At 73.5% G+C, this 24601-nt stretch carries 25 protein-coding genes, 1 tRNA gene and 1 other RNA gene; 12 read left to right on the plus strand and 15 right to left on the minus strand.

Annotated elements, in window-relative coordinates:
* Nucleotides 1-27 precede the first annotated feature (27 nt).
* Nucleotides 28-1473, minus strand: coding sequence for a glyceraldehyde-3-phosphate dehydrogenase (locus ACUXPL_RS03895; protein ID WP_180537381.1), 1446 nt, complete (start codon nucleotides 1471-1473; stop codon nucleotides 28-30).
* 144 nt (nucleotides 1474-1617) lie between these two features.
* Between ACUXPL_RS03895 and rnpB the strand changes: the two genes are divergently transcribed.
* An RNA gene (rnpB, locus tag ACUXPL_RS03900) (RNase P RNA component class A) lies at nucleotides 1618-1996 on the plus strand.
* Nucleotides 1997-2017: 21 nt separating this feature from the next.
* Here rnpB and ACUXPL_RS03905 read toward each other — a convergent pair.
* Nucleotides 2018-2332 (minus strand): hypothetical protein, encoded by a 315-nt coding sequence (locus ACUXPL_RS03905; RefSeq protein WP_180537380.1) that lies wholly within the window; start codon nucleotides 2330-2332, stop codon nucleotides 2018-2020.
* 119 nt (nucleotides 2333-2451) lie between these two features.
* On the opposite strand from ACUXPL_RS03905, the gene ACUXPL_RS03910 reads away from it, so the two are divergent.
* Nucleotides 2452-3249 carry a YaaA family protein gene (locus ACUXPL_RS03910; protein WP_180537379.1) on the plus strand — a complete coding sequence of 266 codons (798 nt, stop codon included), beginning with the start codon at nucleotides 2452-2454 and terminating at the stop codon, nucleotides 3247-3249.
* Nucleotides 3250-3283: 34 nt separating this feature from the next.
* Here the strand turns inward: ACUXPL_RS03910 and ACUXPL_RS03915 are convergent, their stop codons facing one another.
* The 3 genes from ACUXPL_RS03915 to ACUXPL_RS03925 form a co-directional block, all read right to left on the minus strand.
* Nucleotides 3284-4294, minus strand: coding sequence for a reverse transcriptase-like protein (locus tag ACUXPL_RS03915; protein WP_454182056.1), 1011 nt, complete (start codon nucleotides 4292-4294; stop codon nucleotides 3284-3286).
* 81 nt (nucleotides 4295-4375) lie between these two features.
* The gene (locus ACUXPL_RS03920; RefSeq protein WP_180537377.1) at nucleotides 4376-5110 is read right to left on the minus strand and encodes a zinc ribbon domain-containing protein; all 735 of its coding nucleotides are present in this window, start codon (nucleotides 5108-5110) and stop codon (nucleotides 4376-4378) included.
* Complete coding sequence (locus ACUXPL_RS03925) at nucleotides 5107-6036, minus strand: Nif3-like dinuclear metal center hexameric protein (protein ID WP_454182058.1); 930 nt, start codon at nucleotides 6034-6036, stop codon at nucleotides 5107-5109. Before ACUXPL_RS03925 ends, ACUXPL_RS03920 begins: the two co-directional genes overlap by 4 nt.
* 113 nt (nucleotides 6037-6149) lie before the next feature.
* Between ACUXPL_RS03925 and msrA the strand changes: the two genes are divergently transcribed.
* The 3 genes from msrA (at nucleotide 6150) to epsC (ending at nucleotide 8383) form a co-directional block, all read left to right on the plus strand.
* On the plus strand, nucleotides 6150-6731 hold the full coding sequence (msrA, locus tag ACUXPL_RS03930; protein ID WP_180537375.1) for a peptide-methionine (S)-S-oxide reductase MsrA: 582 nt from the start codon (nucleotides 6150-6152) through the stop codon (nucleotides 6729-6731).
* 85 nt (nucleotides 6732-6816) lie between these two features.
* The gene (gene cysK, locus ACUXPL_RS03935) at nucleotides 6817-7752 is read left to right on the plus strand and encodes a cysteine synthase A (protein ID WP_180537374.1); all 936 of its coding nucleotides are present in this window, start codon (nucleotides 6817-6819) and stop codon (nucleotides 7750-7752) included.
* Nucleotides 7753-7795: 43 nt separating this feature from the next.
* Nucleotides 7796-8383 (plus strand): serine O-acetyltransferase EpsC, encoded by a 588-nt coding sequence (epsC, locus tag ACUXPL_RS03940; protein ID WP_020624780.1) that lies wholly within the window; start codon nucleotides 7796-7798, stop codon nucleotides 8381-8383.
* Nucleotides 8384-8401: 18 nt separating this feature from the next.
* Here the strand turns inward: epsC and gndA are convergent, their stop codons facing one another.
* The 3 genes from gndA to ACUXPL_RS03955 form a co-directional block, all read right to left on the minus strand.
* Nucleotides 8402-9964 (minus strand): NADP-dependent phosphogluconate dehydrogenase, encoded by a 1563-nt coding sequence (gene gndA, locus ACUXPL_RS03945; RefSeq protein WP_180537373.1) that lies wholly within the window; start codon nucleotides 9962-9964, stop codon nucleotides 8402-8404.
* An 82-nt stretch (nucleotides 9965-10046) separates the two neighbouring features.
* A complete protein-coding gene (gene ppk2 / locus ACUXPL_RS03950; protein ID WP_069941184.1) occupies nucleotides 10047-10961 on the minus strand; it encodes a polyphosphate kinase 2 in 915 nt (304 codons plus the stop codon).
* A gap of 204 nt (nucleotides 10962-11165) precedes the next feature.
* A complete protein-coding gene (locus tag ACUXPL_RS03955) occupies nucleotides 11166-11666 on the minus strand; it encodes a hypothetical protein (RefSeq protein WP_073115531.1) in 501 nt (166 codons plus the stop codon).
* A 138-nt stretch (nucleotides 11667-11804) separates the two neighbouring features.
* On the opposite strand from ACUXPL_RS03955, the gene ACUXPL_RS03960 reads away from it, so the two are divergent.
* A complete protein-coding gene (locus tag ACUXPL_RS03960) occupies nucleotides 11805-12389 on the plus strand; it encodes a hypothetical protein (RefSeq protein ID WP_180537372.1) in 585 nt (194 codons plus the stop codon).
* Here ACUXPL_RS03960 and ACUXPL_RS03965 read toward each other — a convergent pair.
* The 5 genes from ACUXPL_RS03965 to ACUXPL_RS03985 all read right to left on the minus strand — a co-directional run bounded on the left by ACUXPL_RS03965 (nucleotide 12376) and on the right by ACUXPL_RS03985 (nucleotide 14638).
* Nucleotides 12376-12720 carry an AzlD domain-containing protein gene (locus ACUXPL_RS03965; protein ID WP_180537371.1) on the minus strand — a complete coding sequence of 115 codons (345 nt, stop codon included), beginning with the start codon at nucleotides 12718-12720 and terminating at the stop codon, nucleotides 12376-12378. The genes ACUXPL_RS03960 and ACUXPL_RS03965 overlap by 14 nt on opposite strands.
* Nucleotides 12717-13532, minus strand: a complete 816-nt coding sequence (locus tag ACUXPL_RS03970) for an AzlC family ABC transporter permease (protein ID WP_257643223.1) — start codon at nucleotides 13530-13532, stop codon at nucleotides 12717-12719. Before ACUXPL_RS03970 ends, ACUXPL_RS03965 begins: the two co-directional genes overlap by 4 nt.
* Nucleotides 13533-13618: 86 nt before the next feature.
* Nucleotides 13619-13692: transfer RNA gene (locus ACUXPL_RS03975), tRNA-Val, on the minus strand.
* A 15-nt stretch (nucleotides 13693-13707) separates the two neighbouring features.
* A complete protein-coding gene (locus tag ACUXPL_RS03980) occupies nucleotides 13708-14214 on the minus strand; it encodes a redoxin domain-containing protein (RefSeq protein WP_180537369.1) in 507 nt (168 codons plus the stop codon).
* On the minus strand, nucleotides 14207-14638 hold the full coding sequence (locus ACUXPL_RS03985) for a DUF3052 domain-containing protein (RefSeq protein WP_454182060.1): 432 nt from the start codon (nucleotides 14636-14638) through the stop codon (nucleotides 14207-14209). The genes ACUXPL_RS03980 and ACUXPL_RS03985 overlap by 8 nt, the downstream gene beginning before the upstream one ends.
* A gap of 254 nt (nucleotides 14639-14892) precedes the next feature.
* Here ACUXPL_RS03985 and aceE point away from each other — a divergent pair, with 254 nt between their 5' ends.
* From aceE to fabF, 6 genes are all read left to right on the plus strand, one after another.
* A complete protein-coding gene (gene aceE / locus ACUXPL_RS03990) occupies nucleotides 14893-17643 on the plus strand; it encodes a pyruvate dehydrogenase (acetyl-transferring), homodimeric type (protein WP_454182062.1) in 2751 nt (916 codons plus the stop codon).
* Between the two features lie 124 nt (nucleotides 17644-17767).
* Nucleotides 17768-18970 carry a PucR family transcriptional regulator gene (locus ACUXPL_RS03995; protein WP_454182064.1) on the plus strand — a complete coding sequence of 401 codons (1203 nt, stop codon included), beginning with the start codon at nucleotides 17768-17770 and terminating at the stop codon, nucleotides 18968-18970.
* Nucleotides 18971-19076: 106 nt separating this feature from the next.
* Entirely contained in the window at nucleotides 19077-20000 is a 924-nt protein-coding gene (locus ACUXPL_RS04000) for an acyltransferase domain-containing protein (protein ID WP_437366978.1), read from the plus strand.
* A gap of 32 nt (nucleotides 20001-20032) precedes the next feature.
* Nucleotides 20033-21085, plus strand: a complete 1053-nt coding sequence (locus ACUXPL_RS04005; protein ID WP_454182066.1) for a beta-ketoacyl-ACP synthase III — start codon at nucleotides 20033-20035, stop codon at nucleotides 21083-21085.
* A 61-nt stretch (nucleotides 21086-21146) separates the two neighbouring features.
* Nucleotides 21147-21392 (plus strand): acyl carrier protein, encoded by a 246-nt coding sequence (locus tag ACUXPL_RS04010; RefSeq protein WP_454182068.1) that lies wholly within the window; start codon nucleotides 21147-21149, stop codon nucleotides 21390-21392.
* A 178-nt stretch (nucleotides 21393-21570) separates the two neighbouring features.
* Nucleotides 21571-22815 carry a beta-ketoacyl-ACP synthase II gene (gene fabF / locus ACUXPL_RS04015; protein ID WP_095353759.1) on the plus strand — a complete coding sequence of 415 codons (1245 nt, stop codon included), beginning with the start codon at nucleotides 21571-21573 and terminating at the stop codon, nucleotides 22813-22815.
* A 28-nt stretch (nucleotides 22816-22843) separates the two neighbouring features.
* Here fabF and ACUXPL_RS04020 read toward each other — a convergent pair whose 3' ends face one another.
* Both ACUXPL_RS04020 and ACUXPL_RS04025 read right to left on the minus strand, forming a co-directional pair.
* Nucleotides 22844-23347, minus strand: coding sequence for a DUF3145 domain-containing protein (locus tag ACUXPL_RS04020; RefSeq protein ID WP_454182070.1), 504 nt, complete (start codon nucleotides 23345-23347; stop codon nucleotides 22844-22846).
* Between the two features lie 170 nt (nucleotides 23348-23517).
* Nucleotides 23518-24558 (minus strand): tyrosine recombinase XerC, encoded by a 1041-nt coding sequence (locus tag ACUXPL_RS04025; RefSeq protein WP_454182072.1) that lies wholly within the window; start codon nucleotides 24556-24558, stop codon nucleotides 23518-23520.
* Nucleotides 24559-24601 lie beyond the last annotated feature (43 nt).

Raw genomic sequence — 24601 nt, forward strand, 5'->3', positions numbered from 1 at the left:
AGGGACGGGCCGTCGGTCATCGGCGGGTCAGGCCTGCGGGAAGGCGGGGACCTGCTGGCCGGCCATCTTCTCCACCACGCGGATCACCTGGTGCGAGTAGCCGTACTCGTTGTCGTACCAGACGTAGAGGATCGCGTTCTTGCCGTCGTTGTTCACGAGGGTCGCCAGGCCGTCCACGACGCCGGCGCGGTCCGAGCCGACGAAGTCGGTGGACACGACCTCCGGGGAGTCCACGTAGCCGACCTGCCCGCGCAGGGGGCCGGTGAGGGACTCCTGCTTCAGGCGGGCGTTGAGCTCCTCCACCGAGGTGGGCTTGGTCAGCTCGAGGTTCAGGATGGCCATGGACACGTCCGGGGTGGGGACGCGGATGGCGTTGCCGGAGAGCTTGCCCTTGAGCTCGGGCAGGGCCTTGGCCACGGCCTTGGCGGCGCCGGTCTCGGTGAGCACCATGTTCATGCCGGCGGCACGGCCACGACGGGCGCCCTTGTGGAAGTTGTCCACGAGGTTCTGGTCGTTGGTGTAGGCGTGCACGGTCTCCACGTGGCCGTGGTCGATGCCGTAGTCGTCCTGGATGACCTTGAGCACCGGGGTGATGCCGTTGGTGGTGCAGGAGGCCGCCGAGACGATCGTGTCCTCGGGCGTGATGTCGTCCGAGTTCACGCCGAACACGATGTTCTTCATCTCGCCCTTGCCCGGGGCGGTGAGCAGGACCTTCTTGGCGCCCTTGGCCTGCAGGTGCTGGGACAGGCCCTCGTCGTCGCGCCAGCGTCCGGTGTTGTCGACGACCAGCGCGTCCTTGATGCCGTAGGAGGTGTAGTCCACCGTGGTCGGGTCGTTCGAGTAGATGACCTGGATCTCGGTGCCGTTGGCGGTGATCACGTCGCGGTCCTCGTCCACCACGATCGTCCCGTCGAACGGGCCGTGGATCGAGTCGCGGCGCAGCAGGGAGGCGCGCTTGATCAGGTCGTCCTCCGAGTTCTTGCGCACGACGACGGCACGCAGGCGCAGCTTGGAGCCACCGCCGGCGTGGTCGAGGAGGATGCGGGCCAGCAGGCGGCCGATGCGACCGAAGCCATAGAGCACGACGTCCTGGGTCTCGCCCAGGCCCTCACCGGCCTTGCCCTTGACCTCGGCGAGCTCGGCGTCCAGGAAGGTCTGGACGTCCTGGCCCGAGGCCTTCTGCTTGGCGGCCAGCTCGGCCAGGTCGACGGTGGCGGCGCCCAGGTCCATCGCAGCCATGGCTTCGACCAGGGGGTAGGTGGACTCGACACTCAGCGGGGCCTCCTGCACGCGGCGGGCGTAGCGGTGGGCCTTGATGATGTCGATCACGCCGCGGTTCACGAGGGAGCGCCCGTAGATCGAGGTGACCACGTTGTGCTCGCGGTACAGGGTGCCCAGCAGGGGGACCATCTTCTCCGCGAGCTTCTGCTGCGTGTTCCACTCGGGGGTCTGGGTCGAGGCGGTGTCTGCCACGGGAGTCCTTCCTTGAAACCTGGCGGGGCCGTCCTGGGCAGGCCCCGTCCCCCGACCTCGTTGTCGGCGGACGCATCCATTCTAGGCGAGGACGCGTCCGCAGCGGCCCCGTGGCCTCGGCGGGGCGTAGACTGGTCGGTCGGGACGGATCGGCGGACGGCCGCGTGCCCCTGCGGGGGTGCGAGGAAAGTCCGGGCACCGCAGAGCAGGATGGTGGACAACATCCACCCGGGGCGACCCGCGGGCCAGTGCCACAGAGAGAAGACCGCCTCCGCGCCGCTGGCGCGGCGGTAAGGGTGAAAGGGTGGTGTAAGAGACCACCAGCGGCCCCGGTGACGGGGCCGGCTCGGTAAACCCCATCCGGTGCAAGGCCGAACAGGACGCGTCACGAGGGCTGCTCGCCCCAGCGTCCGGGTTGGCCGCTCGAGCCCGTCAGCGATGGCGGGCCCAGATGGATGGCCGTCACCTCGCGCGGAGCAACGCGCGCGAGGCACAGAACCCGGCTTACAGCCGGTCCGTCCCGCCTCACGGCCCCCGGCTGGGGTCAGAACCCCTCGTCGTCGAGGATCCGCTCGAACTCGAGCTCCACCACGTGCTCGCGCTCCCGCTTGTCCAGCAGCCGGTATCCGTACGACTCGCCGATCGAGACGACCTTCGCCAGGCTCGGGCGTCGCCGGTCCCGCGGCCATCCGAGCGTCACCCGGTCCTGCCCCGTGAACGTGCGCTCCCGCAGGCGCTGCTCCACGGCCGAGGCGTGCGTGCGCTCCCGCCCGCTGGAGCGGACCCCGAGCCACACGGCGGCCGCGATCACGAGCAGGACGAACGGAAACACCACGCCGAACACGTTCATGGCGGTCATCGGGCGACTCCTGGGATGCGGGGCGGCTGTGCGGACCCCACCACTGTGCCAGGTCCGGACGACGACGTCGGCCCGGCCCGGCCGCGCGTCGGCCCGGGGCGCCTGGCTAGGCTGGCCCGGTGCTGATCCTGCTGCCGCCCTCCGAGGGCAAGACCGCACCCCGCTCCGGGGCCCCGCTCGACCTCGACTCCCTCGCCCTGGCCGACGACGCCGCGGTGACGGGCGCCCGCGCGGACCTGCTCACGCGGCTCGCCGCGGTCTCGGCCGCCCCGGATGCCCTGACGACCCTCGGCGTCGGGGCGTCGCTCGCCGGCGAGGTCGAGGCGAACACGCGCCTGGCCGTCGCCCCCGCCGCGCCCGGTCACCGGGTGTTCACGGGCGTGCTCTTCGACGCGCTCGACCACGCCTCGCTGTCGGCGGCGGCGAAGCGCCGCGCCCGCGCGTCCGTGCTGGTCTTCTCCGCGCTGTTCGGCGCCACCGCGCTGACGGACCGGATCCCCGCCTTCCGGCTGTCCGTCGGCGCGAAGCTGCCGGGACTGCCCGGGCTGGCCGCGCACTGGCGCCCCGTCCTGACCCCCGCCCTCGACGCGCTCGCCGCACGGGACGGTGGGCCCGTCGTCGACTGCCGCTCCGGTGGCTACGCGGCCCAGTGGCGGGCACCGGCGGAGCGGACCCTCGCGGTCGACGTGTTCCAGCTGCGCGACGGCGAGCGGACCGTCGTCTCGCACTTCGCCAAGCACACCCGCGGCCTCGTGGCCCGCGCGCTCCTGGAGGCGGGGGCGCGGGAGACCTCGACGCTGGACCGCGTGGCGGACGTCGTGGCGCGGGCCGGGGACGGCCCCGGCTGGGAGGTCGAGCTGGCCCGGCCGTCCGGCGGCAAGCCCGGCGCGCTGCGGGTGATCCTGCCCGAGGGGTGACCACCGCCGAGGCGCGGGCTGCCCGGACGCGGCCTCAGTCCTCGACGGCCACCAGCTCCACCTCGAAGCCGTCCGCGGTCTCGAGGTAGGCGGCGTAGTGGTCCGCGCCCCCGGCGTGCGGGTGGCGGTCCTCGAAGAGCAGGCGGAACCCCCGGCCGCGCGCGGCGGAGGTGAGCTCGTCCACGCGGGCGCGCGATCCGGCCCGGAAGGCAAGGTGGTTCAGGCCCGGGCGGGTGCGCTCGTGGGCGCCCGCGGCGACGTCGGGCCCGGCCTCGAGCACGAGGTACTCCCCCGCGCCCTGGTAGGTCCGGCCCTCGGCCCACCCCTCCCCGGGCACGTAGCCGAGCTCGCCGAACAGCCAGCCGAGGCTCGCCTCGGCCGCCGCCAGATCCGCGACCCAGATCTCCACGTGGTGCAGCCGTCCCGTGGGCGCGGGCGCCGGGGTCGCATCATCCGGCGGAGCGACGACGTCGGGGGCGTCCGCCTCCACGGCCCGGACGTCCGCGTCGGCGTCGAGGCCGGACTCGGCCACCGCCGACGTGGAGGTCGTGGACGCCTCCGGGGCGGTCGACCCCGCGGCCGCGGGGGCCGCAACGGGCACCTCTGAGGCACCGGCGTCCCACTGCCCGCCCCGCGCGCCGGCGTCCATGGCCTCGTTGGAGAGGCGGTCGGCGTCCTTGTTCCGGTTGCGCGGGATCCACTCGTAGCTGACGCGCTCGGGGGGCAGCACGGCCCGGGCCTCGGCCGCGAGGCGCCGCATGTCCTCGTGCTTGATCTTCCACCGCCCGGACATCTGCTCCACCACGAGCTTGGAGTCCATCAGCACGTGCACCCGGGCCTCCGGGTCGAGCTCCCGGGCCATCCGCAGCCCGGCCACGAGCCCGGAGTACTCGGCCACGTTGTTGGACGCCTTCCCCAGCGGGGCGGCGTCGGTCCGGAGGATCTCGCCTGTGGCCGGGTCGCGCACCAGGGCGCCGTAGCCGGCGACGCCGGGGTTGCCCCGCGACCCGCCGTCGGCCTCCACCTGCAGGACTCGTCCGCTCACCGTGCGCCTCCTCGTGTCCGTGGTCGCGCCGTCCGACGCGGCCCCCCACTCTACTGACCGCGCCGGGGGCGGGGCCCGGGGTCAGTCCCGGATGAGGATGGCGCCGGACTCGGGGCAGCGGGCGACGGCGGCCGGCGGGAGGGCCCGGATGCGCGCAACCTCCGCGGGCGACAGCTCCGTGCCCGCGGCCGCGGACCGGTTCCCGACGAGCCGGGCCGCGCCGATGCCGCCGTTGCGCTCCCGCGCCTGCTCGTACAGGGCCAGCAATGACGCGGGGAACACCGCGGCCATCGCCGCCCGGCGCTGGATGAGGTCCCGGCCACGCTGGGTCACGGCCTGCCCCTCGCGGCGCACCTCCGCCGCGCGGGCCTCGACCTCGGCCCGTGCCTGCTCCAGAGCGGCGTGGCCCTTCGCGAGCCGGGACTCGGCGGCGTCGGCGGCCTCCATGGCCTCGAGCGCCGCGGCCTCGTGGTCGTCGAGCAGTGCGGTGAGCGTGTCGTCCTCGTGCTGCATGGCCTGCAGCTCCTTGGACCCGCCCTGGCCCGCTTCGAGCCGCTCCCGGGTCCGGTCCCGACGGGCGCGGGTGGCGGCGGCCTTCTCGGTGGCCTCGGCCCCCGCCCGGTCGGCGGTGCGGGCGGCGTCCTGCAGACCGGGCAGCGCCTCCTCGAGCTCCTGCGCACGGGCGCGCAGCCGGGCGTGCTCCGGGTCCGCCTTGAGCCGACGGACGGCGGCGCGGGCCTGATCCAGGGCCGTGTCGAGCTCCTGCAGCTCCAGCAGCCGGGCCTGGACGGCCGGCGGTGCGGTGACCTCACTCATGCGTGACTCCCCTCGTCGGCCCGCTCTCCCCCGACCAGGAAGTCCCAGGGGTCGCTGCGGTGCTCTGAGAACAGGGTGGTGACGCCCAGTCCCCGCTCCGCCAGGGCGGCCTCCAGGGCGCGGGCGCCGTGTTCGAGCCACAGGGACTCGCTCGCCCAGTGCGAGACGTCCACGAGCGCGGGACGTCCCTCCCCCGACGCGGCCGTCTCCCGGGCCTCCGAGGCCGGGTGGTGGCGCAGATCGGCGGTCACGTAGACGTCCGCGCCGGACGCGCGGACCGCGTCGAAGAGGCTGTCTCCGGCGCCGCCGCACACGGCGACGCGGCGGATGCGCTGGGCGGGGTCGCCCGCCACGCGCACGCCGCCGGCCGTGGCCGGCAGCGCCGCGTGCACGGCCCGGGCGAAGGCGGCCAGGTCGGTCTCCTCGGGCAGGTCGCCCACCCGGCCGATGCCCTCGACCCCGGTGCCGGCGGCGGACACCGTCAGGGGCGAGAGCGCTCCGGTGACGCCGACGGCACGGGCCAGCACGTCCGAGACGCCGTCCACGACGGCGTCGGCGTTGGTGTGCGCGGCGAGCAGGGCGATGCGGTGCTCGATCAGGGTGTGCAGCAGGCGGCCCTTCGCGGCGGCGGCGTGTCCGACGGCGGCGACGGACGAGGTCCCGCGCAGCAGGAGCGGGTGGTGGGTGACCACGAGGTCGGCCCCGCGGGCGACGGCCTCGTCGGCCACGGCCTGCACGGGGTCCAGCGCCCACAGGACGGTCCGCACCGGCGACTCCGGGCGCCCGGCCACCGGCCCGACGGCGTCCCACGGCTCCGCCAGCTCCCGCGGCCACAGCCCCTGGACGACCTCGAGGACGTGCCCGAGCGTCGGTGGGGCCAGGGCATGCTCCGGCGAGGCGGGGACGGCGGGACGGGACACGGTCATACCGGCCATGATGGCCCACCCGGCCCGGGCACGCACGACCCGGCGGCCCTGGGTGACGGCACGGGGCGGCGTCGTCGGGAATGAAAAGCGCGGCCCGCGTTGCTGTGCCTGCCATGACCGACTCCCTCCGTACCGAGCCCCTCGGCGCCTCCGACGCGCCCGCCGACGTCCGCGAGCTGACGCTCGCCGGCGGCTGCTTCTGGTGCCTCGACGCCGTCTACCGTCGCGTGCGGGGCGTGCTCGCCGTCGAGTCCGGCTACACCGGAGGCGACGACCCCGCCCCGAGCTACGAGTCCGTGTGCACCGGGACCACCGGCCACGCCGAAGCGGTCCGCGTGCGCTTCGACGCCGCCGTCGTGCCGCCCGAGGTGATCATGGACCTGTTCTTCACCGGCCACGACCCCACGTCGTTGAACCGCCAGGGAGCCGACGTCGGCACCCAGTACCGCTCGGCCGTCTTCGCCCACGACGAGGCCGAGGCCCGGTTCTTCGCGGACGAGATCGCCCGGGCGCAGGCGAACTATGACAGCCCCATCGTCACACGCGTCGAGCCGGCGTCCGCGTGGCACCCGGCCGAGGACATTCACCAGGACTTCTATGCGCGGCGCCGTTCCAACGGATACTGCCGTGTGGTCATCGATCCGAAGCTCGCGAAGGTGCGCCGGAACTACTCCGCGTGGCTCGTGGACGCCTGAGCGGCGCCGCGGCTCGATAGCCTGACGCAGGAACACCCACTAGATCGCCCGCGCCCCGAGGCGCACCACCACCGGAGGTATCACCATGGCCCGCATCCTTGACGACATCACCCAGGCGGTCGGCAACACGCCCCTGGTCCGGCTGAACCGCCTCGCGAAGGACCTGCCCGGCGACGTCGCGGTGAAGGTCGAGTTCTACAACCCGGCCAACTCGGTGAAGGACCGCATCGGCACCGCCATCGTCGACGCCGCGGAGGCGGCCGGCGAGCTGACCCCCGGCGGCACCATCGTGGAGGGCACCTCCGGCAACACCGGCATCGCCCTGGCCATGGTCGGCGCGGCGCGCGGCTACCGCGTGATCCTGACCATGCCCGAGACCATGTCCACCGAGCGCCGCGTGATGCTCAAGGCGTTCGGCGCCGAGATCGTGCTGACCCCCGGTGCAGACGGCATGCGCGGCGCCCTCGAGCGCGCCCAGGAGATCGTCCGCAGCACCCCGAACTCCATCTGGGCCCAGCAGTTCGCGAACCAGGCCAACATCCAGGCCCACTACACGGGCACCGGCCCGGAGATCTGGGACGCGTCCGAGGGCGCCGTGGATGTGTTCATCGCCGGCGTCGGCACCGGCGGCACCATCACGGGCGCGGGCCGGTACCTGCGCGAGCAGAAGCCGGACGTGAAGCTCATCGCCGTCGAGCCGGCCGACTCCCCCATCCTCTCCGGCGGCCAGGCCGGCCCGCACAAGATCCAGGGCATCGGCGCGAACTTCGTGCCGGAGATCCTGGACACCGACCTCTACGACGAGGTCTACCCGGCCACCTTCGAGGAGTCCATCGAGACCGCCCGTCGGCTCGGGACCGAGGAGGGCATCCTCGGCGGCATCTCCACCGGCGCGATCATCTCGGCCGCCCTCAAGGAGGCAGCCAAGCCCGAGTCCGAGGGCAAGCTGATCGTCGCCGTCGTGTGTGACTTCGGCGAGCGCTACATCTCCACCGCCCTTTTCGAGGACATCCGCGGCTGACCGCCGCCCGCTCACCGACCGCACCGACCCGAAGGGGCCGCCCGTGGGACTGTTCTCCCGCATCAAGGAAGACATCGCGACCGTCCGCAGCCATGACCCGGCGGCGCGCGGTGACCTCGAGGTGGCCCTCGTCTACTCGGGTCTGCACGCCGTGTGGGCGCACCGCGTCGCGCACCGGATGTGGCGGCATGACCGGCTGAAGATGCCCGCGCGCGTGCTCTCGCAGGTCACGCGCGCGGCCACGGGGATCGAGATCCACCCCGGCGCGTCGATCGGCCGTCGGTTCTTCATCGACCACGGCATGGGCGTCGTGATCGGCGAGACCGCGGAGATCGGTGACGACGTGATGCTGTACCACGGGGTCACCCTCGGCGGCCGCTCCCTGGCCAAGGTGAAGCGGCACCCCACGCTGCGCGACGGCGTCGTGGTGGGGGCCGGCGCCAAGATCCTCGGACCCGTCGAGATCGGGGAGGGGACGGCGGTGGGCGCCAACGCCGTCGTCGTGAAGGACACCCCCGCCGACGCGATCGCCACCGGCGTGCCGGCCACCGTCCGTCCGCGCAAGGGCCCGGCCGAGGGCAAGCCGCTCGTGGACCCCGCGGAGTACGTGGACCCGGCCCTCTGGATCTGAGGGCCGGGTCCTACCGGGTCAGTCCTGCGTGGGGTCGCCCTCGGTCGGCTGCGGCATGACCACGGGCACGCCCTCGCCGTCGACCTCGGTGCGGTCACCGGACCACAGCGTGTGGAACGAGCCTTTGCGGTCGACGCGCAGGTAGGTGTGGGCGCCGAAGAAATCGCGCTGACCCTGCACGAGGGCGGCCGGCAGGCGGTCAGCCCGCAGGCCGTCGTAGTACGCCAGGGCCGAGGAGAACACCGGCACCGGCACGCCCGCGGCGACGGCGGTGCCGACCACGCGACGCCAGGCCGGCAGGGCCTCGGCGATAGCCTGCGCGAACTCGGGGGCGAAGAGCAGGTTGAGCGGCTGGCCGGGGGCACGGGTGCCCGGTGCCGGGTGGCGGGAGGTGTCGCGACCGCCGAAGGCCTGCATGATCACGTCGAGCAGGTCGGCGCGGATGATGCAGCCGTCCCGCCACAGCGAGGCGATGGTGCCCAGGTCCAGCGCCCAGCCGTACTCCTCGGCGGCGGCGGCGAGCATGTCCATGCCCTGCGCGTAGGCCACGAGCTTGGAGGCGAACAGCGCCTGGCGCACGTCCTCCACGAACGCGTCCGTGTCCTGCGGGGCGCGCTGCGCGTCCTCGTCGACGCCGGCCGCGAGGGTCTCACGGGCGGCCTCGCGCACCGCGCGCTGGGAGGACAGCGAGCGGGCGAAGACGGACTCGGCGATCGCGGCCACCGGGGAGCCGACGTCGAGACCCGAGATCGCGGTCCAGCGGCCGGTGCCCTTCTGGCCGGCCTCGTCCACGATCACGTCCACGAGCGGACGGCCCGTGGCCGCGTCCACCTGGGCGAGCACCTCGGCCGTGATCTCGATGAGGTAGGAGGCCAGGTCGGTCTGGTTCCACGCCGTGAACACCTCGGCCTGCTCGGCGGGCTCGAGGCCGCCCACGCGGCGCAGCAGGTCGGAGGCCTCGCCGATGACCTGCATGTCCGCGTACTCGATGCCGTTGTGGACCATCTTCACGTAGTGGCCGGCGCCGTCCGTGCCGACCCAGGCGCAGCACGGCTCCCCCTCGAACTGCGCGGAGATCTTCTCGAGCATCGGGCCGAGGGACTCGTAGGACTTCTCCGGACCGCCGGGCATGATCGCCGGACCGTGCAGGGCGCCCTCCTCGCCGCCGGAGACGCCGACGCCCACGAAGTGCAGACCCTTCTCGGCGAGGGCCGCCTCGCGGCGGCGGGTGTCCTCGTAATGGGAGTTGCCGGCGTCGATGACGATGTCGCCCTCGTCCAGCAGGGGGACGAGCTGGTCGATGACGGCGTCCACGGGGGCGCCCGCCTTGACCATGATGAGCACCCGGCGCGGCACGGCGAGGGACTGCACGAGCTCGGCGAGCGTCTCCGTCGCGATGAACGCGCCCTCGTCGCCGTGCTCGGCCACGAGCTGGTCCGTGCGCGCCCGGCTGCGGTTGTGCAGGGCCACCGTGTAACCGTGGCGGGCGAAGTTGCGGGCGAGGTTCGCGCCCATCACCGCCAGGCCCGTGACGCCGATGTCGGCGGCGCCGACGGGGACGGTGGTGGTCTGCTCGGTCATCGCGGGTGGCCTCCTGTGGCTCGGACGGTGGGACGGGGCCGTGCCGGACACGGACCCGCCCCCCAGCCTACGTCGACCGCGGTCAGTCCCCCACGGCGTCGCGGCCGCGGCGCACGATCAGCGGGTCCGGGGTGCCGACGACCTCGTGGTCCTTGCCCTCGTACTCGAACTGGGACAGGAAGTAGCGCATCGCGTTGAGGCGGGCCCGCTTCTTGTCGTTGGAGCGGATGGAGATCCACGGGGCGTGGTCCGTGTCCGTGTGGAGGAACATGGCCTCCTTGGCCTCCGTGTAGGCCTCCCAGCGGTCCAGGGACTCGAGGTCCATGGGCGAGAGCTTCCACTGGCGGACCGGGTCGATCTGGCGGATCGCGAAGCGCGTGCGCTGCTCGGTCTGCGTGACGGAGAACCAGAACTTGGTGAGGTGGATGCCGTCGTCCACGAGCATCTTCTCGAACAGCGGCACCTGGTTCATGAAGCGGCGGTACTGCTCGTCCGTGGAGAAGCCCATCACCCGCTCGACGCCGGAGCGGTTGTACCACGAGCGGTCGAACAGCACGATCTCGCCCGCCGTGGGGAAGTGCTGGATGTAGCGCTGGAAGTACCACTGGCCGAGCTCGCGGTCCGAAGGCTTGTTGAGGGCCACGACGCGGGCGGTGCGGGGGTTCAGGTGCTCGGTGAAGCGCTTGATGGTGCCGCCCTTGCCGGCGGCGTCGCGGCCCTCGAAGACGATGATGTGGCGCTGGCCGGTGTCTTCGCCCCAGTACTGCAGCTTGAGCAGTTCGATCTGCAGGCGGTACTTCTCCAGCTCGTACTCCTCGCGCGTCATGCGCGTCTCGTACGGGTAGTCCTCCTTCCACGTCTCCACAGCACGGCCCTGCGGATCGATCAGGTCGGGATCGTTGGTGTGTCCGTCCGAGACGGTGTAGCCGCCGTCGCGCAGCTTGTCGATGAACTCGCGGAGGTTCTCGCGGGGGGCGTCGGGCTGCAGCAGCTCCATGGACCGTCTCCTTCACTGGGTGCGTCACCGTGCCCGCCCGTCCCCTCCTCGGTACGACGGCGGCGGGCCGCGGTCTGTGCTCTGTCCACCATTATGGGCGGACGGCGGACGAGGAAGCCGGGCCCGGCAGCGCAGCCGGGTGAACAGCAGGTGAACCCTGGGAGGCGAACGGTCGCGGCCCCGGGCCGGCGAGGACCGGCCGGCTCAGCCGCGCGGGCCGACGCCCAGGAGCTCGTCGATCGCCGCGACGGCGGCACGCGCCGCGTCGACGTCGGCGAACTGGGCGACGGCGTCGTCGTACCGGCGGTGCCCGGGAAGCTTGAGACCGACGGAGGCGCCATCCGTGGCCGGGAGGATCCAGATCCGGCCGCGCGGCTCGACGTCGCGCTGCTCGGCCACGTCGGCCTCCTCGAACTCGCGGTCGTAGCCGGCCCACTCGACACCGGGCCGCGGGGTGTCGGCGCCGTCGAGGACGTCGCGGCCGCCCATGCGCAGACAGGTGACGGACTGCAGGAGCGCGTCCAGGGTGCGGGCGGTGGCCTTGCCGGCCAGCTCGTCCTGGAAGAGGGCGAGGATGGACCACTGCCCGTCCTGGAGGAAGAGCATGGTCTGCTGCGCCTCGCCCCCGGTGATGACGGCGAGGTGACGGGCGGCGCCGTCGGGACGTGCGGGCAGCTTCCAGAAGCCGAGGGGGGTCGCGGACATGCGCTCCACCCTAGTGCGCCCCGGACGCCGACGACGCGCCGCCGCCCGGCCCCTGCCCCGCATCCCGGGTTGAGTTGTCGCGGGTGCGGGGGCCCGTCACCCGCGACAACTCAACCCGCGTTGCGGGAGGGTGGGCCGATGGGCCTGCTCCGCGACCTCCTCACCCTCCGCCCCGCCCGCGACAGCCCGTCCGACCCGACGGCGACGCTCGGCCGGCACCTCGACAACGCCGCGGCGATCGTGGCCGCCGCACGCCGGGCGGACGTGCCCCTCCCGGTGGCGGCGGCCCTGGCCGAGCTCGAGTCCGGCGGCCGGAACGTCTTCGGCCACGACGCCGGCGGCGTGCACAGCGCCCCGCCCGGGACGGACGTCCCCGTGACCCGGGAGCGCTACGAGGAGCTCGTGGCCCGGGTGGCGCAGGGTGAGAAGTCCAACGGCGTGGGGCCCGCGCAGATCACGTGGCCGCCGTACTTCGCGCAGGCTGCGGAGCGCGGCCTCCGCCTGTGGGAGCCGGAGGACAACCTGGCCTTCGGGCTGGAGATCCTGCGCGCGCACCTGCGCGGCGACCTCTCCGCGGAGGGGATCGCCCGGGCGGGGACGCTGTACAACGCCGGGACGCTCGCCCACGGGGTCACCGCCTACGGCCGGCGCCTCGCCGCGGCGACCCGCGCGTGGGCCGAACGCCTGGGCGAACCCGCCCCGCCGCCGGTCAGGCCAGGTTGACCAACAGCACGTAGGCCAGCGTGCCGGCGGCGATCGAGACCAGGGTCCGCCGCCCGGCCACCAGATGCACGACGACTGTCACCGCCGCCGCGATCAGCGCGTGGGTCACCCGCGTCCCGTCCACGGGCTCTCCGGGGGCCAGGGCCGCGGCGTCGAGCAGCATCACGAGGGCCAGGATGGTCAGCACGCCGGCGGGCATCCACACCGCCAGCCGCGCCGCGAGCACGGACTCCCGCAGCGGCTGCAGCAGGGCGAACGGCAACGCGCGCAGGCAGAAGGTCACGAGGCCCGCGACGACGGCTGCGGCCACCAGGTACGCGGCGCCGGTCATCGGGGGTCCTCCTCGGCGTCGGGCTCGGCTTCCGTGACGGCCCGCTCCCCCGCCGCGGCGACGACGGGCACCGGTCCGGTGACGGGCACGGGCTCGGGCAGCGGCAGGGCGGTCCCGCGCGCGGCGAGCACGTGGAACGCGATCAGCACCGCGGCGTAGAGGGCGAAGGCGACGACGAGCACCTGTGCCGGCGCCAGCAGGAGGGCCACCCCGACGGCGACCGCGGCCGCCAGCACGAGGGGCAGCTGGGCCCGCGTGCGGGCGGCGTCCATGGCGAGCACGATGAAGAGGGCGACGAGCGCGAACTCCAGGCCCTCCACCGGCCCGGGCAGCAGCCAGGCCACGGCCACCCCGGCGAGGCCCCCGAGCACCCAGTACGCCTGCAGCGCGACCTGCATGGCCACCAGTCGGGGGCCGGTCCAGCCGCGGGGCTGGGCGGCGGCGATGGCGTAGGCCTCATCGATCAGGGCACCCATCGAGTAGATCCGCGCGAGGCGCCCCCGGACCACGCGCAGCGGGAAGCTGAACGCATAGAACACGTGGCGGAAGTTCACCAGGAACACCGTCACGGCGATCGTGAGCAGCGGTGTGCCCGCCACCACCAGCGAGACGAGCAGCAGCTCGACGGACCCGGCGAACACGACCACGGAGAACAGGGGTGCGACCCACGCGGGCAGCCCGGCCTGGACCACGAGCATCCCGAAGGCCATGCCCAGGGGGAACAGGCCGAGGCCGGCGCCCAGCGTCACGGCGACACCGGAGCGCACCTCGGCCCACCGCGATGGCGGAACGGGGGCGCGCGAGGAGCTCATGATGGTGAGCATGGTCTCACACGCGCTCGGCGGGCCGTCGACATGACGGGTCAGGTCGTCACGCCGTGTCATGGCCCCGCGATCGGTGCACCCGGAGGGACTCGAACCCCCGACCCTCTCGGTGTAAACGAGATGCTCTGACCGACTGAGCTACAGGTGCCGGTGTCCGTCCAGGCTACCGGTCCGCCAGCAGGTCGCGCGTCGCGGCCTCGTGCTCGCCCCGGGTGCGTGCCTGCCCCGGGGCGGCGACCACGCGCGCGGCCTCGACCCCGTCCGCGTCGAGCAGCACGGAGACGCGGCGGGGCCGGCCGGTCTCCGCATCGAAGACGTCGAGGGCACGGCAGGCCGCGCCGTGGGGCCAGAAATCGGAGAGCAGGATGAGCGGCTCCGGCAGTGCCAGCTCCTCGCGGACGCGGCGCAGCACGGGGGCGGCGTCACACGAGACCACGCGGACGGCCACCTCGTCGACCGCGACGTCCTCGGCGAGCGCCCCGAGCCAGCCGAGCTCGTCCGTGCACACCGGCGTGAACGCCCCGGGCAGGAAGACGAGCCACGTGCCCCGCGGCGCGGCGGCGTCCTCGGGTCCGCGCGTCGGAGGCCACGGCCACCTCTGGCCGTGGTCGTCGCGCAGCGCGGGGGCGACGTCGGCGCCCCGCGTCCCGCCGGACGGGGGCTCAGCCACCGCGCTTCTGGACGAGCTTCTGAGCGGCCCAGTCCTCGGAGGCGCCGGCCCCGGTGGTGGCGTGCAGGCCTGCGGTGGAGGCGGCCTCGGCGACGTCCGCCGGGTTGACGTGGCCGGGGCGCCCCTTGCGGGGGGTCATGATCCAGACGGGGCCGGCGTCGAGGGAGCGCTGGGCGTCCACGAGGGCGTCCGCGAGATCGGTGACGTCGCCGTCGTCCGCGCGCCACCAGAAGAGGACCGCGTCCGCCGGCTCCTGGTCGTCCTCGGTCAGCAGCTCCTCGCCGAGCGCGTCCTCGAGCGCGTCGCGGAAGGTGACGTCGACGTCGTCGTCGTACCCCCACTCCTGCACCAGGTCGCCCCTCGAGAGGGCGAGCTCCGCCAGCAGGGCGCTGTCCGTCGCGGTCGGCGTCGACCCAGCCTGCATAGTGTCCGGTCCTCCTTGATGGTGGCGGGCACTGCGGCCCGCGCCGTCGAGCGGGTGATGATGACCACCATACGCCGTGGAGGCCGCCGTTCCGGGGCCTCCGGCCGGGCGGACGCGGCGGCTCCGGTCTACTCTGGGGAGGAACAGACGCACTCTCCGGGCGACGCGCCCGGCTCGGCGTCGCGGGCCCGGACCGGATCGTCTGCCCGCAGCCCACCGCGGAGCACCCCTCCGCACGAGAACCAGGAGGCACCGTGAGCGCAGCCGAAGAGAGCTCGCAGATCCGCAGCGGTCTGACCGACCAGCTCCCGGACAAGGATCCGCAGGAGACGTCGGAGTGGATCGAGTCCCTCGACGGACTCATCGAGGAGCGCGGCACGGAGCGGGCGCAGTACATCATGCGCTCCCTCATGCAGCGCGCGAGCGCCCAGTCCGTCGCCCTGCCCTACGTGACCACCACGGACTACGTGAACACGATCCCGGCGGACCAGGAGCCGGAGTACCCGGGCGACGAGGAGCTCGAGCGCCGCTACCGCAACTACCTGCGGTGGAACGCCATGGCCCTCGTGCAGCGCGCCCAGCGCGACGCCGTCGGCGTCGGCGGCCACATCTCGTCCTACGCGGGCCAGGCGACCCTCTACGAGGTGGGCCTGAACCACTTCTTCCGCGGCCAGGACCACCCGGGCGGTGGCGACCACATCTTCTTCCAGGGCCACTCCTCGCCGGGCAACTACGCCCGCGCGTTCCTCGAGGGCCGCCTGACCGAGGAGGACCTCGACGGCTTCCGCCAGGAGAAGTCCCGCCAGGGCCACGCCCTGCCCTCCTACCCGCACCCGCGGATGATGCCGCACTTCTGGCAGTACCCCACCGTGTCCATGGGCCTGGGGCCGATGAACGCCATCTTCCAGGCGCAGACCAACCGGTACCTGCACAACAACGGCATCAAGGACACCTCCGACCAGCACGTGTGGGCCTTCCTCGGCGACGGCGAGATGGACGAGCCCGAGTCGCGCGGTCAGCTGCACGTCGCGGCCAACGACAAGCTCGACAACCTCACCTTCGTGATCAACTGCAACCTGCAGCGTCTCGACGGGCCGGTGCGCGGCAACGGCAAGATCGTCCAGGAGCTGGAGTCCTACTTCCGGGGCGCCGGCTGGAACGTCATCAAGGTCCTGTGGGGCCGCGAGTGGGATCCGCTGCTCGAGGTCGACGACGAGGGCGAGCTCGTGCGCATCATGAACGAGACGCTCGACGGCGACTACCAGACCTACAAGGCCGAGTCCGGCGGCTTCGTGCGCGACCACTTCTTCGGCCGGTCCTCCGTCACCAAGGAGATGGTGGCGGACATGACCGACGACGAGATCTGGGGCCTCAAGCGCGGCGGCCACGACTACAAGAAGGTCTACGCCGCCTACAAGGCCGCCATGGAGCACAAGGGCCAGCCCACCGTCATCCTGGCCCACACCATCAAGGGCTACGGCCTGGGCAAGTCCTTCGAGGGCCGCAACGCCACCCACCAGATGAAGAAGCTGACGGTGGACGACCTCAAGGTGTTCCGGGACCGCCACCGCATCCCGATCTCGGACGAGCAGATCGAGAAGGACCCGTACAACATCCCGTACTACCACCCGGGTGCCGACGCCCCGGAGATCAAGTACATGATGGAGCGGCGCAAGGAGCTGGGCGGCTTCGTGCCGGAGCGGCGCAGCGACTACCACGCGATCCCGCTGCCCCCGGAGTCCGCGTACAAGCAGGCCCGCAAGGGATCGGGCAAGCAGCAGGCCGCCACGACCATGGCGTTCGTGCGCCTGCTCAAGGACCTGATGCGGGACAAGAACATGGGACCGCGCTTGGTGCCGATCATCCCGGACGAGGCCCGCACCTTCGGCATGGACTCGTTCTTCCCGACCGCGAAGATCTACAACCCCAAGGGCCAGAACTACCTGTCCGTGGACCGGGACCTGTTCCTGTCCTACAAGGAGTCCCCGCAGGGGAAGATCTACCACGTCGGCATCAACGAGGACGGCGCCACCGCGGCGTTCAACGCGATCGGCACGGCATACTCCACGCACGGCGAGCCGATGATCCCGGTCTACATCTTCTACTCGATGTTCGGTTTCCAGCGGACCGCGGACAACATCTGGGCCGCAGGCGACCAGCTCGCGCGCGGCTTCATGATCGGCGCCACCGCCGGGCGCACCACCCTCGCCGGCGAGGGCACCCAGCACATGGACGGTCACTCCCCCGTCCTGGCGTCCACGAACCCGGCCGTGAAGCACTACGACCCGGCGTACTCGTACGAGATCGCCCACATCGTGCGCCAGGGCCTGGAGGACATGTACGGCGACCACGACCGCGGGGACGACGTCCGCAACGTCATCTACTACCTCACGGTGTACAACGAGCCGATCACCCACATCGAGGAGCCCGAGGGCCTCGACGTGGAGGGCCTGCTCAAGGGCATCTACCGTCTCTCCGAGGGCCAGGGCGACGGCCCGAAGGTCCAGCTCCTGGGCTCCGGCGTCTCCGTGCCGTGGGCGCTCGACGCCCAGCGGATCCTCTCCGAGGAGTGGGGCGTGAACGCCTCCGTGTGGTCGGTGACCTCCTACAACGAGCTGTACCGCGACGCCGTTGCGGCGGAGAAGGACGCCCTGAAGGACCCGTCCGCCACCCCGCGCGTGCCCTACGTGACGCAGGCGCTGCAGGGGGCCGAGGGCCCGATCGTGGCCACCTCGGACTACTCCACCTCGTGGACGAACCAGATCCGCCCGTTCGTGCCGAACCGCTTCTCGGCGCTCGGCGCCGACGAGTTCGGCTTCGCGGACACCCGCGCCGCCGCCCGTCGGTACTTCCTCATCGACACCCACTCGATGGTGGTCCGCGCGCTGCAGCTCCTCGAGGAGGAGGGCGAGGTCGAGCGGGGCACGGCCGCGAAGGCGCACGAGAAGTACCGCCTGGACGACGTCAACGCCGGCACCACCGGCATCGCGGGCGGCGACGCCTGACCCGCACGCCGCGGGGAGGCTGACGCCCTCCCGACCCGACGCCGGCCGCCCGCCTCCGCCACGGAGGCGGGCGGCCGGCGTCGTCGCTGTAGGAACCCCACAACACGCGCCTAGGATGGAGCGCATGCCCGAGCCCCGCCCCGCCGCCCCTCGCCCCGTGAGCACCGACGGGCTGGCCCGCCTCAGGAGCCACCTGGGGGCACTGAACACGGCGGTGCTGCAGCGGCTGGACGCCACCCTGCCCTGGTACCGCCGACTCACCCCGGACGAGCGCAGCGCCCTCGGGCTCGTGGCCCAGCGCGCCCTGCAGGGCTTCCTCACGTGGTTCGAGCGGCCCACCTCCACGGGCCACGTCCTGCAGGACGTCTTCGGGCCCGCACCCACCGATCTCACCCGGGCGATCTCGCTGCAGCGGGCCCTCCAGCTCATCCGGACGATGGTGGACGTCGTCGAGACGCGCGTGCCGGAGCTGCTGGCCGAGCGCGACCAGGCACCCGTCCGCGAGCACATCCTCCACTACTCGCGCGAGGTCGCGTTCGCGCTCGCAGACGTGTACGCCCGGGCCGCGGAGATGCGCGGAGCGATGGACTCGCGGCTCGAGTCGGTCCTGCTGGACGCGGTGCTGCGTGGGCAGGACCCGGACGAGATCCGGCACCGGGCCACCGCGCTGGGCTGGCGTGGGGACCACGACGTGATGGTCATGGCGGGTCTCGCCCCGGGGCAGGACAAGCCCGCGTTCATCCCGGACCTGCGGCGGGCCGCGGCGAGGCTCGACTGCGACCTGCTCGTGGGCGTGCAGTCCGAACGGCTCGTCCTCGTGGTCGGCTCGGTGCAGGATGCGCGGGCGGTGGGCGAGGCGCTCGCGCCCTGGTTCGCGCCGGGACCGGTGATCGTGGGACCCGTCGTGGACTCGCTGGTCTCGGCGCACGTCTCGGCGCGGCACACCCTCGCCGGGCTCAGCGCCGCAGCCGCCCACCCCCGGGCGAGCCGGCCCACCCCGGCGGAGGACCTGCTGCCCGAGCGGGCGCTGCTGGGCGACCCCACGGCCCGGGAGGCCCTCGTGGACGGGGTGTTCACGCCCCTGGCCGACGCCGGCACCTCCCTACTGGAGACCGTGGACGCATACGGCGCGCTGGGCCACTCGCTCGAGGGCACGGCCCGCGAGCTGTTCGTCCACGCGAACACCGTGCGGTACCGCCTCAAGCGGGTGGCCGAGGTGACCGGCTGGGACCCGCTGGTCCCCCGCGACGCGTACGTCCTGCAGACCGCGATCACCCTGGGCCGGCTCGCGGGGGCGCGGCAGACGACCGGGGCAGGGTCGGACTGAGCCGGGGCGGCGCACACCCCCGCTTGTAGAAACCCTCCAAACCGACTCGCCGTGCTTCGTGGCGCGATCTGCCCGGATCGGAGGCCGATCCTGACACGATGGAGGAATGCTTGCCATCGTGTGCCCCGGACAGGGGTCCCAGACGCCCGGCTTCCTCGCCCCCTGGCTCGAGCTGGACGGGACCCGCGACCTGCTCGCGTCCCTCTCCGACGCCGCGGGCGTGGACCTGATCCGCCACGGCACCGAGTCGGACGAGGAGACCATCAAGGACACCGCCGTCGCCCAGCCGCTGATCGTGGCGGCCGGCCTGGTGGCCGCCGCGGCCCTCGAGGCGGACGCCGCCGCACCGGAGTCGACCGTCGTGGCGGGCCACTCCGTGGGCGAGATCACCGCGGCCGCCGTCACCGGCGTGCTGTCGCCCGCTGAGGCCCTCTCGCTGGTGCGCGTGCGCGCCACCGGCATGGCCCGGGCCGCCGCGGCCACGCCCACGGGCATGGCCGCCGTCGTGGGTGGGGACCAGGACGAGGTCCTCGCGGCCATCGACGCGGCGGGCCTGACGCCCGCCAATGTCAACGGCGCCGGCCAGATCGTCGCCGCCGGCACCGCGGAGGCCCTCGGCGCGCTCGCCGAGTCCGCCCCCGCCCGCGCCCGCGTGATCCCGCTCAAGGTGGCCGGCGCGTTCCACACGGAGCACATGCGCCCCGCCGTGGACGACCTCGCGGCCCACGTCGCGGACCTCTCCCCCTCGGACCCGCGCCTGCCCCTGCTGTCCAACCGGGACGGCGAGGCCGTCGAGTCCGGCACGGACGTGCTCGCCCGGATCGTGGACCAGGTCACCCGCCCGGTCCGCTGGGACCTGTGCATGGCGACCATGGCCACGCGGCAGGTCACGGGCGTCCTGGAGCTGCTGCCCGGTGGCACACTGACCGGACTGGCCAAGCGCGGTCTCAAGGGCACCGCGCAGCTCGCCGTGAAGACCCCCGAGGACCTGGACGCCGCGCGGGCGTTCCTGGCCGAGCACTCGGCCTGAACCCCGCGCACCGCCCGGCAGAGAGAAGCACCATGACCGTCACCCTGAAGCAGCACGAGCGCCCCGCGGCCAGCCGCATCGTGGCCGTGGGCGCCTACCGCCCGGCGAACCTGGTCCCCAACGAGGACCTCGTCGGCCCCATCGACTCGTCGGACGAGTGGATCCGCCAGCGCACCGGCATCGTCACGCGCCAGCGCGCCACGGCGGAGGAGACCGTGCCCGTCATGGCCGTGGGCGCCGCCCGGGAGGCCCTCGAGCGGGCCGGCCTGCAGGGCTCGGACCTGGACGCCGTGATCGTCTCGACCGTCACCTTCCCGCACGCCACCCCCTCGGCCGCGGCCCTCGTGGCGCACGAGATCGGGGCCACCCCGGCACCCGCCTACGACGTCTCCGCCGCGTGCGCCGGCTACTGCTACGGCGTGGCCCAGGCCGACGCCCTCGTGCGCTCCGGCACCGCGCGGCACGTGCTCGTGGTCGGCGTCGAGCGCCTCTCCGACGTCGTGGATCCCACGGACCGTTCCATCTCCTTCCTCCTGGGCGACGGCGCGGGCGCCGTGATCGTCTCGGCCTCGGACGAGCCGGGCGTCTCCCCCTCGGTGTGGGGCTCGGACGGGGAGCGCTGGTCCACGATCTCCATGACGCACTCGCAGCTGGAGCTGCGCGATGCCGTGGAGCACGCCCGCACCACGGGCGACGCCTCGGCGATCACCGGCGCGGAGGGGATGCTCTGGCCCACGCTGCGCCAGGACGGGCCCTCCGTCTTCCGCTGGGCCGTGTGGTCGATGGCGAAGGTGGCCCGCGAGGCCCTCGACGCCGCGGGCGTGGAGCCCGAGGACCTCGCCGCGTTCATCCCGCACCAGGCCAACATGCGGATCATCGACGAGTTCGCCAAGCAGCTGAAGCTGCCGGAGTCCGTCGTCGTGGCCCGGGACATCGCGGACGCCGGCAACACGTCGGCCGCGTCCATCCCGCTGGCCATGCACCGGCTGCTGGAGGAGAACCCCGAGCTCTCCGGCGGCCTGGCCCTGCAGATCGGCTTCGGCGCCGGGCTGGTCTACGGCGCCCAGGTGGTCCGCCTCCCCTGAGGCGGCGCCGTCTGGTTCACTGTCCACGTACACCCCACACCCCTACCGAAGGAGACGCCCCATGGCTTCCAAGGAAGAGATCCTCGCCGGCCTCGCCGAGATCGTGAACGAGGAGACCGGTCTCGACACCGCCGAGGTGCAGCCGGAGAAGTCCTTCACGGACGACCTGGACATCGACTCGATCTCGATGATGACCATCGTGGTCAACGCCGAGGACAGGTTCGGCGTGAAGATCCCGGACGAGGAGGTCAAGAACCTCAAGACCGTCCAGGACGCCGTCGACTTCATCGACGGCGCCCAGGCCTGATCGACCCGCAACGGCGGCGGGCCCGGCCCGCCCCGTCCCCTCGGTGAGCGCCGGGGGCGCGTGAGCGCCCCCGGCCCCCGACACCCTCGACTTCCGGCACCCCGGCGAGCGCCGCGCGTCGTGCCGACGACTCCCCCCTCCGCCCGATCCCCACTCGAGACCCAGAGGCAGCAGACCCATGACCCGCACCGCAGTGATCACCGGCCTCGGCGCCACCACGCCCATCGGCGGCGACGTGCCCACCTTCTGGTCCCACGCCCTGCAGGGCGTCTCCGGTGCGCGCACCATGGAGCACGACTGGGTGGAGAAGTACGAGCTGCCGGTCACCTTCGCGGCCGAGCTGGCCGTGCCCACCTCCGAGGTCCTCTCCAAGGTGGAGCAGAAGCGCCAGGACCCGGCCACCCAGATGGCGACCGTCGCCGCGCGCGAGGCCTGGAAGGACGCCGGCCTCGAGGGCGCGGAGGTCGACGGCGACCGGCTCGCCGTGGCCTTCGGCACCGGCATCGGCGGCGTGTGGACCCTCCTGGACGGCTGGGACACCCTGCGCGAGCGCGGCCCGCGCCGCGTGCTGCCCATGACCGTCCCGATGCTCATGCCCAACGGCGCCGCCGGCGCGCTCTCCCTCGAGTTCGGCGCCCGTGCCGGCGCCCGCACGGTGGTGTCCGCGTGCGCCGCCGGTACCGAGGCGCTCGAGACCGCGCTGCTGCTCGTCCGCTCCGGCCAGGCCGACGTCGTGATCTGCGGCGCCGCCGAGGCCGCCGTGCACCCGCTGCCGATGGCCGCGTTCGCCGCGATGCAGGCGCTGTCCAAGCGCAACGACGACCCGCAGGCCGCGTCCCGCCCCTACGACGTGGACCGCGACGGCTTCGTCCTCGGTGAGGGCGCCGGCGTCATGGTGATCGAGTCGGAGGAGCACGCGAAGGCCCGCGGCGCGCGCGTGTACGCCGAGCTGGCCGGCGCGGGCGTCAGCTCCGACTCCCACCACATCACCGCGCCCGAGCCCGAGGGCCTGGGCGCGACCCGTGCGATGCGCGCCGCCCTGAGGTCGGCCGACATCGCCCCCGAGGACGTGTGCCACGTGAACGCCCACGCGACCTCCACGCCCAAGGGCGACGCCCCGGAGTACCTGGCCATGCGGGCCGTGTTCGGCGACCACCTGGACCAGGTGCAGGTCTCGGCCACGAAGTCCCAGACCGGCCACCTGCTGGGCGCCTCGGGCGCGATCGAGTCGATCCTGTCCGTGCTCGCAGTGCACCACGGCCAGGCGCCCGTGACCATCAACCTGGACCACCAGGACCCGGAGATCCCGCTGAACGTGGTCACCGGCTCCCCCGCCCGCCTGCCCGAGGGGCCGCGCGTGGCCGTGAAGAACTCGTTCGGCTTCGGCGGCCACAACGCGGTGGCCGTGTTCCGCAGCGTCTGAGCCGGAGCGCCGCCGGCCGGACGAGGGCTCAGACGGCGCGGTGCAGCCAGCGCACGTTGGCGTGGGCGGCGGCCAGCCGGAACGGCTCGAGCTCATCGTCCCAGGCCTCGCCGAGCGCGAGGGAGAGTTCGTGCATCAGCACGCTGGGGTCGCCCGCGCCGGCCTCGTAGGCGTACCGGATGCGGTCCTCGGAGACCATGATGTTGCCGGAGACGTCCGTGGTGGCGTGGAAGATGCCGAGGTCCGGGGTGTGGGACCAGCGCGAGCCGTCGACCCCGGCGGACGGCTCCTCGGTGATCTCGAAGCGGAGGTGGGGCCAGCCACGCAGGGCGGAGGCCAGACGCGCACCGGTGCCGGCGGTCGCCGTCCAGCGCACCTCGGCGCGGTGCTGGCCGGGCGCGACCGGCTGCCCCTCCCACTCCACCGAGGTCGCGGGGCCGAGCACGGAGCTCAGCGCCCACTCCACGTGGGGGCAGAGGGCGGTGGGGGCGGAGAGGATGTGGACCACGCCGCTGGTTTGGGTGCTGGTCATGGATGCCTCCGGGTGTGCGATGCGGTGCGTCTTCCCCTACGACCACGTCGCGGCTCCGGTGGATCCTGGGGCCATTGTGCACCAGGGATGCCGAGCCGGCAACGAGGCGGTGCGCCGCCGCGCGTGTCGCGGTGGCGCAGTGGAGGGGCCGGGGGCGCTCCGGGGAGGCGTCAGGCGCGGGGGTGGGCCTGCCGGTAGCCCTCGCGGAGGCGATCGATCGAGACGTGTGTGTAGACCTGCGTGGTGCGCAGGGACGCATGGCCCAGCAGCTCCTGCACGCTGCGCAGGTCGGCGCCGCCGTCGAGGAGGTGGGTCGCGGCCGTGTGGCGCAGCGCGTGCGGCCCGCGCGCCGCGGTGTCCCCCAGGCCCTCGAGCGCCCGATCGACGACGGTGCGCGCCTGGCGCACCCCCAGCCGGCCGCCGCGTGCGCCGAGGAAGAGGGCGGGGCCGGAGTCCGGACGGGCCAGGCGGGAGCGGCCGAGCCGCTGCCACGCCTCGAGGGCGCGGCCCGCGGGGTCGCCGTAGGGGACGGTGCGCTGCCGGTCGCCCTTGCCGGTCAGCCGGACGACGCCGCGGCCGGCCTCGAGGTCGTCCACGTCCAGGGCGGAGAGTTCGGCCACCCGGGCGCCGGTGGCGTAGAGCAGCTCGAGCAGGGCGGCGTCCCGCAGGGCCAGCGCGTGGGCGGCGGGGTCGTCGCCCGCGGCGGCGGCGTCCACCCGGTCCTGGGCCGCCGCGAGGAGCCGGGTCGCCTGCTGCTCCTGGAGCACGTGGGGCAGCGTCCCCTCGGGCCGGGGCGAGCGCAGCCGCAGGGCGGGGTCGTCCGCGCGCAGGCCCTCGCGGCGCAGCCAGGCCGTGAAGGTGCGGACGGCGGCCACCCGGCGGGCCAGGGTCGCGCGGGCGAGGCCGGCCCCGCTCATGGCCGCCAGCCAGCCGCGCAGGTCCTCGATGTCCAGCTCGGCGAGGACGTCCGGTGCGCTGGGCGCGTGGCGGGCGGGGGCGTCGTCGTCCACGGCGGGCGTCGCGGCGGTGCCGGCTGCGCCGGCGACATGGTCGATGAGGGCGCGCAGATCGGCGAGGTACGCGCGCACGGTCTGGGGGCTGCGGTTCCGCTCGTGGCGCAGGTGCTCCTCGAACGCCTCGAGCCAGGCCGTGTCCCGGGGCGAGGGGGCGCGCGGGGCCGGGGCGGGACGGACGGAGGACGACGGGGCCATCCCCCCACTCTGCCATCCGCGCCCCGGGCGCCGCGGCCGGGAG

It is taken from the genome of Micrococcus sp. 140720015-1 (assembly GCF_053627595.1).